The sequence below is a fragment of the Pseudomonas sp. BNK-15 genome (assembly GCF_047456105.1).
Lineage (GTDB): Bacteria > Pseudomonadota > Gammaproteobacteria > Pseudomonadales > Pseudomonadaceae > Aquipseudomonas > Aquipseudomonas putida_E.
This window is the reverse complement of record NZ_CP179898.1, coordinates 1,780,896-1,798,295: the sequence shown is the minus strand read 5'-3', so window position 1 is coordinate 1,798,295 and position 17,400 is coordinate 1,780,896. Positions and strand designations below refer to the sequence as shown.

16 protein-coding genes are annotated in these 17,400 nt (G+C 61.2%); 2 read left to right on the top strand and 14 right to left on the bottom strand.

Annotated elements, in window-relative coordinates:
- Positions 1–52 precede the first annotated feature (52 nt).
- From ACMGF5_RS08230 to ACMGF5_RS08215, 4 genes are all read right to left on the bottom strand, one after another.
- On the bottom strand, positions 53–1,459 hold the full coding sequence (locus ACMGF5_RS08230) for a M16 family metallopeptidase (RefSeq protein WP_115273167.1): 1,407 nt from the start codon (positions 1,457–1,459) through the stop codon (positions 53–55).
- 30 nt (positions 1,460–1,489) lie between these two features.
- Positions 1,490–3,148, bottom strand: coding sequence for a Na/Pi cotransporter family protein (locus ACMGF5_RS08225; protein WP_046786720.1), 1,659 nt, complete (start codon positions 3,146–3,148; stop codon positions 1,490–1,492).
- Positions 3,149–3,376: 228 nt separating this feature from the next.
- Entirely contained in the window at positions 3,377–4,147 is a 771-nt protein-coding gene (locus ACMGF5_RS08220) for a TerC family protein (RefSeq protein ID WP_012316834.1), read from the bottom strand.
- A 73-nt stretch (positions 4,148–4,220) separates the two neighbouring features.
- Positions 4,221–5,528, bottom strand: a complete 1,308-nt coding sequence (locus ACMGF5_RS08215; RefSeq protein ID WP_012316833.1) for a CitMHS family transporter — start codon at positions 5,526–5,528, stop codon at positions 4,221–4,223.
- A gap of 266 nt (positions 5,529–5,794) precedes the next feature.
- On the opposite strand from ACMGF5_RS08215, the gene ACMGF5_RS08210 reads away from it, so the two are divergent.
- Positions 5,795–6,196: a GFA family protein gene (locus ACMGF5_RS08210; RefSeq protein ID WP_046786718.1), complete on the top strand. Its 402-nt coding sequence runs from the start codon at positions 5,795–5,797 to the stop codon at positions 6,194–6,196.
- 60 nt (positions 6,197–6,256) lie between these two features.
- On the opposite strand, the gene ACMGF5_RS08205 is transcribed toward ACMGF5_RS08210, so the two are convergent.
- From ACMGF5_RS08205 to ACMGF5_RS08160, 10 genes are all read right to left on the bottom strand, one after another.
- A complete protein-coding gene (locus ACMGF5_RS08205; protein ID WP_119687969.1) occupies positions 6,257–8,215 on the bottom strand; it encodes a DUF4105 domain-containing protein in 1,959 nt (652 codons plus the stop codon).
- Positions 8,212–8,532 carry a DUF2388 domain-containing protein gene (locus ACMGF5_RS08200; RefSeq protein WP_012316830.1) on the bottom strand — a complete coding sequence of 107 codons (321 nt, stop codon included), beginning with the start codon at positions 8,530–8,532 and terminating at the stop codon, positions 8,212–8,214. Before ACMGF5_RS08200 ends, ACMGF5_RS08205 begins: the two co-directional genes overlap by 4 nt.
- Positions 8,517–8,861 carry a DUF2388 domain-containing protein gene (locus ACMGF5_RS08195; protein WP_046786716.1) on the bottom strand — a complete coding sequence of 115 codons (345 nt, stop codon included), beginning with the start codon at positions 8,859–8,861 and terminating at the stop codon, positions 8,517–8,519. Before ACMGF5_RS08195 ends, ACMGF5_RS08200 begins: the two co-directional genes overlap by 16 nt.
- Before the next feature lie 82 nt (positions 8,862–8,943).
- Positions 8,944–9,261 (bottom strand): DUF2388 domain-containing protein, encoded by a 318-nt coding sequence (locus tag ACMGF5_RS08190; protein ID WP_204919203.1) that lies wholly within the window; start codon positions 9,259–9,261, stop codon positions 8,944–8,946.
- A gap of 316 nt (positions 9,262–9,577) precedes the next feature.
- Entirely contained in the window at positions 9,578–9,793 is a 216-nt protein-coding gene (locus tag ACMGF5_RS08185) for a DUF1127 domain-containing protein (RefSeq protein ID WP_012316827.1), read from the bottom strand.
- 375 nt (positions 9,794–10,168) lie between these two features.
- Entirely contained in the window at positions 10,169–11,662 is a 1,494-nt protein-coding gene (locus ACMGF5_RS08180; RefSeq protein ID WP_039604671.1) for an acetyl-CoA hydrolase/transferase family protein, read from the bottom strand.
- Between the two features lie 188 nt (positions 11,663–11,850).
- Positions 11,851–13,287, bottom strand: coding sequence for an NAD(P)(+) transhydrogenase (Re/Si-specific) subunit beta (locus ACMGF5_RS08175; RefSeq protein ID WP_042111833.1), 1,437 nt, complete (start codon positions 13,285–13,287; stop codon positions 11,851–11,853).
- Positions 13,288–13,289: 2 nt separating this feature from the next.
- Positions 13,290–13,604, bottom strand: a complete 315-nt coding sequence (locus ACMGF5_RS08170; protein WP_012316824.1) for an NAD(P) transhydrogenase subunit alpha — start codon at positions 13,602–13,604, stop codon at positions 13,290–13,292.
- Positions 13,605–13,615: 11 nt separating this feature from the next.
- A complete protein-coding gene (locus ACMGF5_RS08165) occupies positions 13,616–14,737 on the bottom strand; it encodes a Re/Si-specific NAD(P)(+) transhydrogenase subunit alpha (protein ID WP_039604735.1) in 1,122 nt (373 codons plus the stop codon).
- 410 nt (positions 14,738–15,147) lie between these two features.
- A complete protein-coding gene (locus tag ACMGF5_RS08160; RefSeq protein WP_046786714.1) occupies positions 15,148–16,056 on the bottom strand; it encodes a LysR substrate-binding domain-containing protein in 909 nt (302 codons plus the stop codon).
- A gap of 162 nt (positions 16,057–16,218) precedes the next feature.
- Between ACMGF5_RS08160 and ACMGF5_RS08155 the strand changes: the two genes are divergently transcribed.
- Positions 16,219–17,400, top strand: a complete 1,182-nt coding sequence (locus ACMGF5_RS08155) for an acyl-CoA dehydrogenase (protein ID WP_012316821.1) — start codon at positions 16,219–16,221, stop codon at positions 17,398–17,400.

Genomic DNA, 17,400 nt, shown 5'->3' with positions numbered 1-17,400 from the left:
GTCGCGGGTAAACCCGCGAAGAGGCCGGTACTGGCGAAAGGATACCGCCGAATCACCGCTGCCGTGTAGCACCGCTCGGTGGTTGGGGTGAAGTACGCCGGCGACGTAGCAGCCCGGCAGCCAGGATCACCCCCAGTAGCAGCGCAATCAGCCCATACAGCTCGTCATACCCAAGCAACGGCTTCTCGATGCGCAGATAACCCTCATCCTTGAGCAATGCCTTCAGCGCCTCGTTGGCCTGCTCCAGGCTGACCTGTCGCAGCTGTCGGGCCGGGTCGGCAAAGCGCCCGTTGCTGTAGGCGTTGAGTGCCCCCCAGTAGTAATCGGCCAGCGCGCTGTTGCCCTGGGTGCTCCAGCTTTCCTTGGCGACGGCGGCCTCCTTGATACGGGCGAATGTATCCGGATCAAGGCCGTCCTCGCGCAAGTGGTCGAACAGTTTCTGCATCACCTTGACCGCCTCGTCGACGTCGTCGCGCTCAAGGTCAGCGTTCAGGCTGAGCAGGCCGCTGTCACCAAAGCTTTCGCGTTGTGCCGAAGGCCCATAGGACAGGCCGTTACGCAGGCGCAACTGGTCGTACAGGGCCCAGTCCAGATAGCGTGAGAGCAGGTCGAGGGTCGACTGGTGGTCGTTGTCCAGTACCGGCTCGATGAACAACCAGTGCAGTTTGACGCTGTCGCCCAGAAAACCACGGGTCAGGTCGCGTCGCTGTTCGGCCTGCTGGCTGATGCTTTCCAGGTTGCGCCGCTCCTGCGGCTCGGTGGCGGGCAGCTCGCCGTAGGTGCGCTCCAAGTAGGCCGGCAGCAGCCGATCGAGGCCGCCAACCATGATCAAGGTCATGTTGTTGGCGGCGTACCAGCGATCACGCAGGGCCTGCACCTGCTCAAGCGTCATGCCATCGAGGTTGGAGCGTTCCGGGCATTTGAGGCCCAGTTCGGTTGCCAACTGATCGCTGGCCGGATGGCCGATGTCCTGGCGGTCGAGCCAACGTTGCAGGTGGCCGTAGTGGCCGCCGTCTTCACGTTCGATGATGCGCTTGGCCGTGGCCAACGCCTTGGCGTCGATGCGGGTGTCGCGCAGTACCGCCAGCAGCAGGTCGAGCACTTTGCGCTGGTTGCGCGCCGGGGCCTCGATGACGAAGGTGGTGTCGGCGCTGCTGGTGAAGGCATTCCATTCGCCACCCAAAGCCTGCAGGCGCTCTTCCAGGCCGCCCTCACCGGTCTCGTCGATGCCGCTGAACAGCAAGTGCTCGAGCAGGTGCGGCAGCTCTTTCTGCTCGCAGTCGAAGTCGTCCAGGCCCACACCCACCACCAGGCGGATCGCCACATGATCGCGTTCGTAGCCGGATTTAAGAATAACCTGCAGACCGTTGGGCAGCAGGTAGCCCTCGACCCGCGAACGATCGAGGGCGAAGGAGTGCAGGCTACAGATCAGCAGGCAAACGAAGGTCAGGCAACGCATGGGCGAGCTTGGGTCTCCAGGTAGGCGAGATCAGGGTAGGCGGGCTTCGTCCGGCACACTGTCGAGCATTAGCCCGCCGGTGTCCGAGCCACCCAGTACCACATAGGCACTGCTGCAGAACAAAGAGTTCAACCGCTTCATGTCAGCGATCAGCTCCAAGTGTAGCGAACTGGTCTCGATACTTTGCACTACCTTGCGTTGCAGGCGGCTGACATGGGCATGGGCCAGGCGTCTTTCCTGGGCACGGAAGCGGCGTTTTTCCCGCAACAGCAAGCGTGCGCTCTCTGGGTCGGCGCTGAGAAATACCGAAAGGCCCAGGCGCAGATTGGTCAGCAATTGCTCTTGCAGGCCGGCCAGCTCTTGCAGGCCGACCTGGGAAAACTCCCGGCGTTGGCTGGTCTTCTGCTGTTGGACCTTGCGCAGCATGCGTTCGACCAGGTCACAGGCCAGCTTGAGGTTGATCGCCAGTTCGATGATTTCGGCCCAGCGCCTGTTGTCCTGATCGCTGAGGTCTTCCCGGGGCATTTGGGCCAGGTACAGTTTGATGGCGCTGTACAGCGCTTCGGCATCTTCGCCCAGGGCACGAACCTGCTGTGGGAGGGCGGTCTGGGTGCCGCGCAGGGCGTTGAGCATGGCCTCGAGCAGGCTGTCGACGATATCGCCCAGGCGCAACGTTTCGCGGGCAGCATTGGCCAAGGCCAGGCTGGGTGTGGTGAGTGCCGAGGCGTCCAGGTGGCGTGGGCGCACTTGGCCGTTACCGTTCTCGCGCTCCGGCAACAAGCAGTTGCACAGGCGCCCCATGGGCTTGACGGTGGGCAGCAGGACCAGGCAACGCAGCGTGTTGTAGAGCAGGTGGAAGCCGATCACCAGCTCCTGTGGGCTGAAGCTCAGCGAGTCCATCCACGCCACCAGTGGATTGAGCACCGGAATGATCAGCACCAGGCCGATCAGCTTGTACAACAGGCTGCCCAAGGCCACTCGCCGGCCCGCGGCGTTCTGCATGCTGGTGCTGAGAAAGGCCAGCAGCCCGCTGCCGATGTTGGCGCCGACCACCAGGCCGATGGCCACTGGCAGGCTGATCAGTTCAGCGCCGGCCAGGGTGGCGGTCAGCAGCACTGCTGCCAGGCTGGAGTACGAAACCATGGCGAACACTGCGCCAGCCAAAGCATCGAGCAGGATGTCTCCGGTCAATGAGGCGAACAGTACTTTCACACCCTGAGCCTGGGTGATGGGGGTGGCCGCCTGAACGATCAGTTCCAGCGCCAGAATGATCAGACCCAGGCCGATGCCTACCCGGCCCAGCTGGCCCGCGCGCGTTTGCTTGCGCGACAGAAAAAAGATCACACCCAGGAATATCAGCAACGGCGAGAGCCATGAAAGGTCCAGGGTAAGCACCCTGGCCATCAGTGCAGTGCCGACATCTGCACCGAGCATGATTGCCAAGGCCGGGGTCATGGCCATCAAGCCCTGACCCACGAATGACGTCACCAGCATGGCGGTCGCGTTGCTGCTCTGCACTACGGCCGTGACCAGGATACCGGCGATGAATGCCAATGGCCGCCGGTTCATGTTCTGGCTCAGGACCCGGCGCAGGTTGGAGCCGAACACTCTCAGGATGCCGGTACGGACGATGTGCGTGCCCCATACCAGCAACGCGACGGCGGAAAGCAGGTTGAGCAGGGTCAGCATGGTGTAGCCCCCCTCTTATCGGGGCTCCAAAGGCGGAGCCAATGGGTGAAGCGGTAAGCCTGGCCCGGGGGTGGGTGTTTTTATCCAGTGCTTACTCAAGCTTTAGTTGTTTTGCGGGCCTGTCGCCAGCTTGGCATGCTCGGCCAGTATTTGAAACCTGTCTGTCACGAAACCCAAGGCATGAAAAAGGGCCCTGATGAGGGCCCTCGAATACTGCGTTCGCGGTGCTTACTGACCCGGAATGTCCTTGCGCAATTTAACTGCGTCTTGCTCCTTGCCGCGCTTGCGCGCCATGGCGGTGCGCATGCGGATGTTGATGGCCTCCACCCCCAGCGAGAACGCCATGGCGAAGTAGACGTAGCCCTTGGGCACGTGCACATCGAAAGATTCGGCGATCAGCACGGTACCTACGACGATCAGGAACGAAAGCGCAAGCATCTTCAGCGAAGGGTGCTTGTCGATGAAGTTGCTGATGGCACCGGCGCACAACATCATCACCAGTACTGCAACGATGATTGCTGCGACCATCACCGGCACATGCGAAACCATGCCTACAGCAGTGATCACCGAGTCCAGGGAGAACACGATGTCGATGATGGCGATCTGAATGATGGTGAAGAGGAACGTGCCGCCCTTGCCCTTGGGCTCGTCACCGCTTTCGTCCTCGCCTTCCAGGCCGTGGTAGATCTCCTGCGAGCTTTTCCACAGCAGGAACAGGCCGCCAAAGAACAGAATCAGGTCGCGGCCCGAGATGCCCTGGCCGAATACCACGAACAGGTCGGCAGTCAGGCGCATGACCCAGGTGATCGACAGCAACAGCAAAATGCGGGTGACCATGGCCAGGGCCAGGCCGAAGATTCGGGTGCGCGCCTGCATGTGCTTGGGCATGCGGCTGACCAGAATCGAGATCATGATGATGTTGTCGATACCGAGAACGATCTCAAGCGCAGTGAGGGTGAAAAAGGCAACCCAGATTTCCGGGCTGGTCAGCCATTCCATGTGTATTCCTTCGAACGATAGTGGCGAAGCGCCCCTGCACAGGGCACTTCGCGTTGCGGTGACAGGCGTTTATTTACAGACTGCTGAACAGCGGAAAAATGCCCATCAGCAGTGCGGCGAGCATTATGCACATGCACACCAGTACTGCCCACTTGAGGGTGAAGCGCTGATGATCACCGAATTCGATGCCTGCCAGCGCCACCAGCAGGTAGGTCGAGGGTACCAGCGGGCTCAGCAGGTGTACCGGCTGGCCGACGATCGAAGCGCGGGCCATTTCCACCGGGCTGATGCCGTAGTGGCTGGCCGCTTCGGCCAGCACCGGCAGCACGCCGTAATAGAAGGCGTCATTGGACATGAAGAAGGTGAACGGCATGCTCACGATCGCGGTGATCACCGCCAGGTAAGGGCCCAGCGCTTCGGGAATGACCGCCAGCAAGCTTTTGGACATGGCCTCGACCATGCCGGTGCCCGACAGGATGCCGGTGAAGATACCGGCGGCGAAGATCAGCCCGGTCACGGCGAGTACGCTGCCAGCGTGGGCGGCAATACGGTCCTTCTGCTGCTGAAGGCAAGGGTAGTTGACGATCATGGCGATGCTGAAGGCGATCATGAACAGCACCGGCAGTGGTAGCAGGCCTGCGATCAGTGCAGCCATCAGCGCAGCGGTGAGCGCACCGTTGAACCACAGAAGCTTCGGCCGGCGTGCGTCGGGGAACTGCGACACGGTGATTTCGCTGTGATCGATGTCGTCGGTAGGCAGGTGCAGTTCACCCAGGCGGGCACGCTCACGCTTGCCGTACATGTAGGCGATGGCCAGGATCGCCAGCACGCCAAAGACCATGGCCGGGATCATCGGTACGAAAATGTCCGAAGGGTCTACGTGCAGGGCACTGGCTGCGCGGGCAGTAGGGCCGCCCCATGGGGTCATGTTCATCACCCCACCGGCGAGTATGATCAGGCCGGCCATGATCCGCGGGCTCATGCCCAGGCGGCTGTACAGGGGCAGCATGGCGGCGCAGCAGATCATGTAGGTGGTGGCGCCGTCACCGTCCAGCGAGACCACCAGGGCCAGCACGGCGGTGCCGACCGAGACTTTCAGCGGGTCGCCCTTGACCAGCTTGAGGATCTTGCGCACCGCCGGGTCGAACAGGCCGGAGTCGATCATCAGGGCGAAGTAAAGGATGGCGAACATCAGCATGACGCCGGTGGGCGCGAGCTTGCTGATGCCTTCGAGCATCATCGGGCCGATCTTGGCGGAAAAACCACCGAACAGGGCGAACAGGATCGGTACCAGGATCAGCGCGATCAAGGCCGACAGGCGCTTGGTCATGATCAGGTACATGAAGGTGATGACCATGGCAAAGCCGAGGAAGGTCAGCATGGCAATACTCCAGGCGTGGCGCGGCGAAAGGAAAGTCGATCGGGCGAATCAGCGCGTTGAGCGCTGCGCGGGGAGCAAGCGGGGGGGGACTGCGAAAGGGCGGGCACAGGAATACATCAGAATCACCATTGTTGTTGTTGATTGGGCCGGGCGCGGAAGATTCCGGGTGCCCTGGCTGACCGGTCTTGTGCCGGTAGTGGTGGCTATCCTATGGGGGCAAGCTTTCAGCCAGCTTTCGCCAGGAAAAGGGCGACGGGAGGTAGGAGATGTCTGATGTAACTGAAGGTGGCTGCCATTGCGGCGCCTTGCGTTATTGCTTGAAGGGTGAGTTGACGGATATCGCCCATTGCCATTGCTCGATCTGCAGGCGGGTCAGCGGCGGCCTGCTGGTGACCTGGCTCACCGTGCCTCGCTCCGGTTTCCAATGGGTGGCGGGCAGGCCGCAGTGCTATGTGGCTCCGGCCAGTTGCAAGCGCTACTTCTGCGGTGATTGTGGTGCACATGTGGCGTTGGTGACGTCGCATAGCCCGGGCAGCATCGATGTGACGGTAGCGACGCTGGACCACCCGGAACGGGTGCGGGCCACGCGGCACATTTGGACCGGGAGCCGGTTGCCCTGGCTGCATGTGGATGAAGGTTTGCCTGAAGAGGAAGAGGAAAAACGCTAGCCTCTGGATGGCATTGCCCGCCCTGTCGCCGGTTTGCCGGCGACAGGGCCAGGAGGGCAATCAAGGCAGTTGCAGGCCGCCTGCTGCCTTGTGCAGCGCCCGCAGGTGCTCACCAATCAGCTTCACATTGGCCTCGACCGCAGCAATTTCCTTGGCCCGCGAAGGCTCCAGCAGCGCCCTGACTTCTCTGTCCAGGTCAGTGCTCAAGCGCAGCAACTGGGCCTGCCGTTCACTACTGACTTTTTCCAGATGCTTGCGCTCATCCGGCTGCGGCAGCCCGTATCCCTTTGTATCCAGCAGTTCGGCCGGGCGGCTGAGGAAGCCACTGTTGGCGAGCATCTGCTTCAGGGTCTGGTCGGCCTTGTTGATACTGCCATCTTTCAGCGCGGCCGCATTCAGATAGCGCTGCTTCACTTCATCCTGAGCCAGCAGCAGTTGGCGGCGCAGGCTGGCCTGTTCCAGCAGAAGCAAGGCGGCGCTGGTGCGCAGGTCGGCTTGCAAGAACCAGCCGCGGCGCTGTTCGGCGTCCTGGGCCAGCCAGTCCTCGACCTTGTCCTGCTTGACTGGCAGCTGTTGCTTCAGCACATCGAACATCGCTTGATAGCGGTCGCGATACGAGTCGAAACGGTAGCCCAGGCGCAAGGCTTCGCGCGGGTCGTCGAGCACGCTGGTATCGGCCAGCCCCCGGCCCTTCAATACTGCAAGCAAACCGTTGGGCATGATGCTGTCGAGGTCGTTCAGGCGCGGGTTGGCGGTGCCGCTGCGCAGAAGCTTCAGTGACTCCACCGCACAGTTGTTGGACAGGAACCAGTAGTTGCCGTCATAGCTCCAGTGCATCTCGGCGGCCTGGCGTACCAGATTTTCAATTTCGTCGCGGTTGAGCTTCAACGGCACCGACGCCAGGCTGCGCAGTTCGGTCTTGGTGTATTCGTCGATCACTTGGGCCAGCGGTAGCACGAACAGCCTCGACGGATAGGCGCCAACCAGACCATCCCAGCTGGACAGTTGAACGTCATTGACGAAAGCACGGTAGGAGAGCACCAGGTGCTGGTCGAGGTCCAGTCGGCAGTCTGGCCCGCGAGGCCGGCCGGGTTTGCAGATCACCAGGCGCAGCATGCTGTGGCCCCAACGGCTCACCAGGTTCTGGTTGGCCTCGGCCAGGAGAAAGTCCACCTCATAGACCCGTTCCGGGTCGATTTCGCCCAACGGCTGGCGGGCGAAGTCGCTGCCGGCGTTGAGGAATGGCAAGCCCTTGGCGCACGTTGCCTGCTCGGGCGCCCAGCCGAAATGATCAGCCAGGTACTGATTGAGTGCTGGCCGACGGCAGCCGTAGCTCGGGTCCAGGAGGAAGTACTCCATGTTGACCGCGATGTATTCCTTGGGGCTGCTCAGCTCATAGCTGTCGGGGCTGCGCAGGAACTGGCCATTGTGCTGTTCGCGCTCACCGCGGCGGCCGACGTATTGCTGCCAGCCGGCCAGGTCGAGCAGGCGCGGGTCATCGCTCAGGGTAAAGCGGCGCTCGGCCTGGCCGCGGCATTGCTCGGGAAGACCGATCTTGCCAACGGTGCCTTGCTGGCGCTTGCAGCGGGCGATCAGCGAACGTTCAGCACTGGGCCAGAGCCGGGCTCGGTCGTATATGTGGGTAAGTTCGTGCAGGACTGTAGCCAGCAATTCCTCACGCACCGTGCCATGCGGACGGTTGGTGCGCTCCTGTGCAGCACTGCCGTCAGTCAGGCCGGGCAGCAGGCGCCGGTTGAGCTGCAGGGTCGAGACCAAGGAGGCCTGCCCGTAGGCATCGGCTGGCATGTTGTCGCTCCAGCTGACCTCAATGCGCCGGTCGAGCTGTTGCTTGAAGCGGGGAGGGAGCTTGGCCAAAGCCTCATCAAGCAGGGCTTGGGTGGCTTGAGCCTGCTGTGGGGCCAGGCCGGCTGCCTGCAGCTCGAGCTGCAGGCCGGCCAGGGCGGGCGTGCCCAGCAGCGTCAGGGCGCAGCCGAGCAACCAGGCACGTACGCGGTTCACAGCGCCAGGATGGCTTCGGCCAGCACCTGGTCGCTGGCGCCGCGCGCTTCAGGCACGCGTTCGCGCAGGGTGTTGAAGGCGGCCTCAAGCTGGGCGCCACGAATATCACCGTTGCTGGCGACGAAGCTGGCGGCATCGTCATGGGCTTCACGCACGACCTTGGAGTCGCGGATCGAGGTGGTGGTGTCAGAGGTGAAGTCGATCGAGCGGCCAAAGGCCCGCACGATGATGTTGCTGGTGGCCACCAGAGTTTGTGCCTGGGCCAGGTCGGCCAGCAGCAACATGCCGAGGGTAGCGGCGATCAGCGGTTTACGCATGGAGCATCTCCGGAAATGCAGGGAGTCAGATTTAGTGATTGGACGAGAATTGCTTCTGCCAGTTCAAGGTCGCCGACAGATTGACGGCCGCCGTCATGGCGCAGCGACTTGAGTGCTGCTTCCAGGCGTGCTCCGTGAATCAGGCCGTCGCTGGCGACGAAGGCTGCGGCATCGTCGCGAGCCTGCCTGACCAGCTTTCGGTCGAATGGGGCAGTCGTGACTTGGCTGGTGACGTAGCCTGTGATGACCAGGCCTTGCGTGGTGGTGTCCATGGCATGGGCACTGCCCATGGCGACTACGGAAAACAGCAGCGGCAACAGATAACGCATTGGCTTTCTTACGACAGGAACGGAACGGCGAAGGCTAGCCCACAAGTACCGGCCAGGGCCAGCGCTTGTGGGCTGTAGCAGGTCAGATCGCGAGGATGGCCTGGGCCAATTGCGCATCGCTGGCCTGCAGGGCTGGCATGCTCGAGCGGATGTGCAGCAAAGCGCTCTCGAGCTTGGCGCCGCGAATGGCGCCCTGGCTGCCCACGTAGCTGGCCGCATCATCGCGAGCGGCCTGAACGATCTTGTCATCACGGAAAGACGAGGACACATCGGAGGTAGCGTCGGTGGAGGCGGCAACCGCGCCAACGACTGCATCAGTAGTGACAATGAAGCTGGTGGCGTGGGCAGTGCCGGCCAGGCCGAGCAGCAGGGCTGCGCCAATCAGGTAATTACGGATCATGGTCGTGCACTCCTGGGGAAGATTCGGGTGGATCTGCTTATTGGACGCTCACACGGTTCGTCACGGTGGCTTTGAACATCTGGTTTTTACCAGACCGCCCAGTCAAGCGTATCACGCGCCGGAATTTATGGATGTCAATGAACGGCGCACAAGGTAACTGTTATGGTTTATTTTTATACTTTTAAAATTGTACTGGTTCAGTGATGGCAGGCTCTGCTTCAAGGGTGGCCGGGAGTTACCCCATAAAAAAACCCGCTGCAGTCTCCTGCAACGGGTTTGGGATTCACGGTGCCAGCTGAAGCCGGCGAGCCGGTGCTTAGCGCCAGAACGGCTTGCTCAGCTCTTCGTAACGCTGCGACTCGCTGATACCGGCATCGGCCAGCAGGCGGGCATCGAGACGCGCCAGCTGACGGCGGCTGGCCATGCGGCGCTGCCACAGCAGCAGGGTAGAGAGCGCGCGCAGCGGCAGCGAAGCGTTGGTTTGCTGGGCGTTGTTTTCGAAAACGAGACCGGAACTGAGGGTACGTTCCATGATGTTTCATCCTTCCGCTTATGGCGGGACTAGGGAGTGGTTTAACTGATGCCAATGATCCTCCTCTGCTGTCCATAACAGTAGATACAGTTCTACTGCATTACGATGGTTCAGTTAACTGTGTAACCCTACTGTTGCACTCGAAACAGGCGCAACTGTACTGGTCCGCACCGTTATGGTGCTTTTTCAGGTTTTATATGGCTTTGAGCAGGCGGGAGCGTGGCGAATTAACGGTACAGTAGTACAGTTTTATTTTATTCAGTGCTTGCTGAATCGTGCTTGAGCCTCGAAAGGGCTGCAGAGCAGCCCTCGAGGTATTGCTATGGCGTCCGGAATGCGTGGCGGCCTCGGGCAAAGGCAGGCCGCTGCTACAGATCAGCTGGCGAGCATGCGCCCACTTTCTTCCAGATTTTCGTGCCAGCTCAGCGCCTCACGCAGGATATGCGGAGTGTGGCCGCCACGCAGGCAAGCGCGATCGAAATAGTCGTTCAGCGCTGCACGGTAATCCGGGTGGACACAGTTATCGATGATCGCCCGTGCCCGTTCCCTTGGCGCGAGGCCCCGCAGGTCGGCAAGCCCCTGTTCGGTCACCAGGATGTCCACGTCGTGCTCGGTGTGGTCGACATGGCTCACCATAGGCACCACGCTGGAGATCGCGCCGCCTTTGGCGATCGACTTGGTGACGAATACGGCCAGGTGGGCATTACGGGCGAAATCGCCGGAGCCACCGATACCGTTCATCATCCGGGTGCCACAGACGTGCGTGGAGTTGACGTTGCCGTAGATGTCGAACTCCAGCGCCGTGTTGATGCCGATGATGCCCAGGCGGCGCACGACTTCAGGGTGGTTGGAGATCTCCTGCGGGCGCAGCACCAGCTTGTCCTTGTAGCGCTCCAGGTTGCCGAATACGTCGGCATTGCGACGGCCCGACAGGGTGATGGAGCTGCCCGAGGCAAAACTCAGCTTGCCAGCGTCGATCAGGTCGAAGGTCGAGTCCTGAAGTACTTCGGAGTACATGGTCAGGTCCTCGAACGGCGACTCGATCAGGCCACACATCACCGCGTTGGCGATGCTGCCGATGCCGGCTTGCAGCGGGCCGAGCCTGTTGGTCATGCGGCCTGCATCCACTTCGTTCTTGAGGAAGTTGATCAGGTGGTCGGCGATGGCCTGGGTTTCATCGTCCGGCGGTAGCACGGTGGAGGGCGAATCTGGCTGGTCGCTGATGACGATGCCGACGATCTTGGCGGGGTCGATCGGGATTGCGGTGCTGCCGATGCGGTCATCCACTTTCACCAGCGGGATGGGCGTGCGGGTTGGGCGATAGGTCGGGATATAGATGTCGTGCAGGCCTTCGAGGTTGGCGTTGTGCGACAGGTTGATCTCGACAATCACCTGCTTGGCGAAGATCGCGAAGCTCGCCGAGTTGCCCACCGAAGTGGTCGGCACGATGTGGCCCTGTTCAGTAATGGCCACCGCTTCGATTACCGCGATGTCCGGCAGTTTGAGCTGCTGGTTGCGCAGTTGCTCGACGGTTTCCGACAGGTGCTGGTCGATGAACATCACCTGACCGTCGTTGATGGCTTTGCGCAGGGTGCTGTCGACCTGGAACGGCATGCGGCGCGCCAGCACGCCAGCCTCGGTCAGTTGCTTGTCCAGGTCATTGCCCAGGCTGGCGCCGGTCATCAGGCTGATTTTCAGAGGCGACAGCTTGGCGCGTTCGGCCAAGGCATGCGGTACGGCCTTGGCTTCGCCGGCGCGGGTGAACCCGCTCATGCCGACGGTCATGCCGTCCTCGATCAGGCCAGCGGCGTCAGCCGCACTCATTACCTTGCTGTGCAGGGAGGACAAGCGGATACGATCACGGTACATGGATTGTTATCTCGGGCTACTGAAGCTACTGCAGCGCAGTCTAGAGATTTACCCCGGCGCCGTCCCGCGACCATGGTCGTATGAGGAGCCACGCAATAGAGCCATTGATCTGGATCAGCAAAATGAAAAAGCCCCGGGAGGGATCTCGCCGGGGCTTCTTTATAGTCCACTGGGTGGTGGAAGCGGGGTTACTCGACGGCTTTGACCATATCCTCGATGACCTTCTTCGCGTCACCGAACACCATCATGGTCTTGTCCAGGTAGAACAGTTCGTTGTCCAGGCCGGCGTAGCCGCTGGCCATGGAGCGTTTGTTGACGATGATGGTCTTGGCTTTGTAAGCCTCCAGGATCGGCATGCCCGCGATCGGCGACTTTGGATCGTTCTTAGCCGCCGGGTTGACCACGTCGTTGGCGCCCAGCACCAACACTACGTCGGCCTGACCGAACTCAGCGTTGATGTCTTCCATCTCGAACACTTGGTCGTAGGGCACTTCGGCCTCGGCCAGCAGTACGTTCATGTGCCCAGGCATGCGCCCTGCCACTGGGTGGATCGCGTACTTCACGGTCACCCCGTTGTGGGTCAGCTTCTCGGTCAGTTCCTTGAGCGCGTGCTGGGCACGTGCTACCGCCAGGCCGTAGCCGGGCACGATGATCACCGTGTCGGCGTTGCTCAGCAGGAAGGTCGCGTCGTCGGCCGAGCCAGACTTCACCGGGCGCTGCTCTTTCGAGCCTTGCGCCGCGCCGGTATCGGTATCCCCGCCGAAGCCGCCGAGGATGACGTTGAAGAACGAGCGATTCATCGCTTTGCACATGATGTACGAGAGGATCGCACCGCTGGAGCCCACCAGGGAGCCGGCGATGATCAGCATCGAGTTGTTCAGCGAGAAGCCGATACCGGCCGCCGCCCAACCCGAATAGCTATTGAGCATCGACACCACCACCGGCATGTCTGCACCGCCGATCGGGATAATGATCAGTACACCCATGATGAAGGCCAGGACCAGCATCAAGGTGAAGGCGCTGTAGTGGCCGGTGAAGGTGAACAGCAGGCCCAGGGCAATCGTGGTCAGGCCCAGAATCAGGTTCAGCTTGTGCTGGCCGGCGAACTGTACCGGTGCGCCTTGGAACAGGCGGAACTTGTACTTGCCCGACAGCTTGCCGAACGCGATCACGGAACCGGAGAAAGTGATTGCACCGATGGCAGCGCCAAGGAACAGCTCCAGGCGGTTACCGGTGGGGATCGGGTCGCTGATGCTGGCGACAATGCCCATCGATTGCGGCTCGAGTACTGCCGCGATGGCAATGAATACCGCCGCCAGGCCGATCATGCTGTGCATGAAGGCGACCAGCTCCGGCATTTTGGTCATTTCTACGCGCTTGGCCATGATCGAGCCCGCGGTACCGCCGACCAGCAGGCCGACGATGACGTAGCCAATCCCGGCAGTTGCCAGCTCTGCCCCAAGCTTATAGATGAGGCCAACCGTGGTGAGGATCGCGATCCCCATGCCGATCATGCCGAACAGGTTGCCGCGCCGCGACGTGGTCGGGTGCGACAGGCCCTTGAGCGCCTGAATGAAGCAGACCGAGGCGACGAGGTAGAGGAGCGTTACCAGATTCATGCTCATGCTTACTTCTGCGCCTCGTTCTTGGTTTTCTTCTTGAACATCTCAAGCATGCGACGGGTGACCAGGAAGCCACCGAACACGTTGACCGCAGCCAGGGCCACCGCCAGGGTGCCCATCAGCTTGCCGGCCGGGGTCACGGTCAGCGCGGCAGCCAGCATGGCGCCGACGATGACGATGGCCGAGATGGCGTTGGTGACCGCCATCAGGGGTGTGTGCAGTGCCGGGGTCACGTTCCAGACCACGTGGTAGCCGATATAGATGGCCAGCACGAAGATGATCAGGTTGTAGATGCCATGGGAAATCAGCATGTCTTCCATTGTCGTGCTCCTTAGCCGTTCTTGCGCACGACCTGGCCGTCGCGGCACATCAGGCACGCGGCGACGATGTCGTCTTCGAGGTTGATGACCAGCGCGCCGTCCTTGTCGAACAGCAGCTTCATGAAATCCAGCAGGTTGCGTGCATACAGTGCCGAGGCATCTGCTGCCACCTGGGCCGGCAGGTTGGTCGGGCCGACGATGGTCACGCCGTTTTCCATCACGACCTGGTCGGCGACAGTCAGCGGGCAGTTGCCGCCTTGGGCAGCGGCCAGGTCGATGACCACCGAGCCTGGTTTCATCTGCGCCACGGTTTCGGCGCTGAGCAGGGTCGGTGCCTTGCGGCCGGGGATGAGCGCCGTAGTGATGACGATGTCGGCCTGTTTGGCTCGCTCATGCACGGCCTGGGCCTGGCGCTGCATCCAGCTGGCCGGCATCGGCCGGGCATAGCCGCCGACGCCTTCTGCGCACTCGCGCTCCTCATCGGTCTCGTAGGGCACGTCGATGAACTTGGCGCCCAGCGACTCGATCTGCTCCTTGACAGCCGGGCGTACGTCGGACGCCTCGATGACTGCGCCCAGGCGCTTGGCGGTGGCGATGGCCTGCAGGCCGGCAACGCCAGCACCCAGGATCAGCACGCGCGCGGCTTTCACAGTACCGGCGGCGGTCATCAGCATGGGCATGAAGCGCGGGTAATGATGGGCAGCCAGCAACACGGCCTTGTAACCGGCGATGTTGGCCTGGGACGACAGCACGTCCAGGCTCTGGGCCCGGGATGTACGCGGCGCGGCCTCCAGGGCGAAGGCAGTGATACCGCGCTCTGCCATCTTGCCGATCAGCTCGTTGTTGAATGGGTTGAGCATGCCCACCAGAAGGCTGCCGCTGTTGATCAGGGCCAGCTCCTGGTCGTTGGGACCGACCACCTTGAGGACCAGTTGGGCGCCGTAGGCATCGGCTGCACTTCCCAGGGAAGCGCCCACGGCCTCATAGGCACTGTCCGGAATGCTGGCATTGAGCCCTGCCCCCCGTTGGACGGTGACCTGATGGCCCTGGCCAATCAGTTTCTTGATGGTTTCCGGGGTCGCAGCGACCCTTGTCTCACCGGTCTGCGTCTCGAGAGGAACACCAATGTGCACGACTATTTCTCCTGCGGTGACCTTTTTGTCTTTATAGAAGCCAGCGCACTTCGGGTGGTGCGCGGGTTTGGCTGTTGAGCGCCAGTCCGCCGAATCCAGGGCGGGCGGAGCATTTTGCAGACGAACCCAGGGGCCTTCAACCGGTTCTGGAGCGAAACGAAGTTAAAACTACAAGTCACCCTGTGACCGTATGTCGCAACGGATAGGGCGCAGCCCGTCAAACATGGGCTATTGGCAGATTAGGGGATTTTTTGAAATTTTTTGCGCTGATTTCGCAGATGGACTCGCGAAGGTCGTAAAACCCTCTGAAAGCCGCGTGTTTAGCGGTTTTGTCGGGGTTTTTCGATTCACCTGAACAGTTTGCTTATATGCGACAAAAACATACATCTGTAGGTGTTCAAAATAATTGACTACAAGGGTAGGGAAGGGGCGATGTAATGCTGTGCCTGCCCCAGTAGCCAATCACGGAATGCCCGCAGCGACGCCGATTCGGCCTTGCGCTCGGGAATCATCAGATAATAGGCCTTGTCGCTGGACAGGGCGTATCTGTTAGCGACCACCAGTCTGCCTTCCTCCAGTTCCCGCTGGATCAGGAACGGTGGTATCAGCGCGATGCCCATCTCGTGGGTGGCAGCTTGGGCCAGCATTGAGAACAATTCATAGCGCGGGCCTGTCATGTCCCCGGAAACGTTCATGCCCAGACCATTGAACCACTGTCGCCAGGCATAGGGCCGCGTGGTCTGCTGCAGCAGCGGCAGGTGGGCGATTCGCGTCGCGTCGAGCATGCCTTGCCCGTCCAGCAAGGCTGGGCTGCACACGGGTACCGGGTTTTCGCCCATCAGGCGGTGGGAGTGCGTGCCTGACCAGTCGGCATCGCCAAAATAGATAGCGGCGTCGAACGTGGTGTCGGCAAACAGGAACGGCCGTGTGCGGTTGGTGAGGTTGACAGTGACATCCGGGTGCCGTTGCTGGAAGTCCTTGAGCCGCGGCAGCAGCCATTGGGTGCCGAAAGTCGGTACTACGGCCAGTTCGATCACGTTGGCACCTTGCTGGCGCATTACCGACAAGGTGTCACGCTCTACAGCATCCAGCTGTGCGGCAACCTGGCGGCTATACGACAGTCCCGCCTCTGTCAGCTTGACGCCGCGCCGCGAGCGCCGGAACAGCTCCACGTTGAGAAACCCCTCGAGGCCGCCGATCTGGCGACAGACGGCGCCTTGGGTCAGGGCAAGTTCCTGAGCGGCCTTGGTAAAGCTCTCGTGGCGCGCTGCCGCTTCGAAGCAGACCAATGCGGTGGTACTGGGGATCTTGCGACGCATGTACGGCAACCTCACTTATAGGGTTTGCAAGATGGGGTTTTTGTGTGTTTCGGAGTGATAAATTATCACTAATACGTGCGCAATCCTCGTTTGTCCTCGTTGTAGATCAGGCCTAGGATCAAAGGCACAAGAATCTGCTCCCCTATTTCGAGGATTTCACTCATGGCCGGTAAAGCAAGCTTCAACTGGATCGACCCGCTGCTGCTGGACCAGCAGCTCACTGAAGAAGAGCGCATGGTTCGTGACAGCGCCTATCAGTTCGCCCAGGACAAGCTGGCCCCGCGGGTGCTGGAGGCTTTCCGTCATGAGCAGACCGACCCCGCTATTTTTCGCGAAATGGGTGAAGTCGGCCTGCTGGGCGCGACCATTCCCGAGCAATATGGCGGGAGTGGGCTCAACTACGTGTGCTACGGGCTGATTGCCCGGGAAGTGGAGCGTATCGACTCTGGCTATCGCTCGATGATGAGTGTGCAGTCTTCACTGGTGATGGTGCCGATCAACGAGTTCGGTACCGAAGCGCAGAAACAGAAGTACCTGCCCAAGCTTGCCAGCGGTGAGTGGATCGGTTGCTTCGGCCTGACCGAACCTAACCATGGCTCCGACCCGGGCTCGATGATCACCCGTGCCAGAAAGGTGGACGGCGGCTATCGCCTGAGCGGCAGCAAGATGTGGATCACCAACAGCCCGATCGCCGATGTGTTCGTGGTCTGGGCCAAGGATGACGCTGGCGATATCCGCGGCTTTGTTCTTGAAAAGGGTTGGCAGGGCCTCAGTGCACCGGCGATCCATGGCAAGGTCGGGCTGCGCGCGTCGATCACCGGCGAAATCGTGATGGACAATGTGTTCGTGCCTGAGGAAAACATCTTCCCGGATGTGCGTGGCCTCAAAGGTCCGTTCACCTGCCTGAACTCTGCCCGTTATGGTATTTCCTGGGGTGCTTTGGGGGCTGCTGAAGCCTGCTGGCACACCGCTCGCCAGTACACCCTGGACCGTCAGCAGTTCGGTCGCCCGCTGGCTGCCAATCAGCTTATCCAGAAAAAGCTGGCCGACATGCAGACCGAAATTACCCTGGCCCTGCAAGGCTGCCTGCGTTTGGGGCGTATGAAAGACGAGGGCACCGCTGCGGTGGAGATCACCTCGATCATGAAGCGCAACTCGTGCGGCAAGTCGCTGGACATTGCGCGTATGGCCCGTGACATGTTGGGTGGTAACGGTATCTCCGACGAGTTCGGCGTGGCGCGTCATCTGGTCAATCTTGAGGTGGTCAATACCTATGAGGGCACCCATGACGTACACGCGCTGATTCTGGGGCGCGCGCAAACCGGCATCCAGGCCTTCTATTGA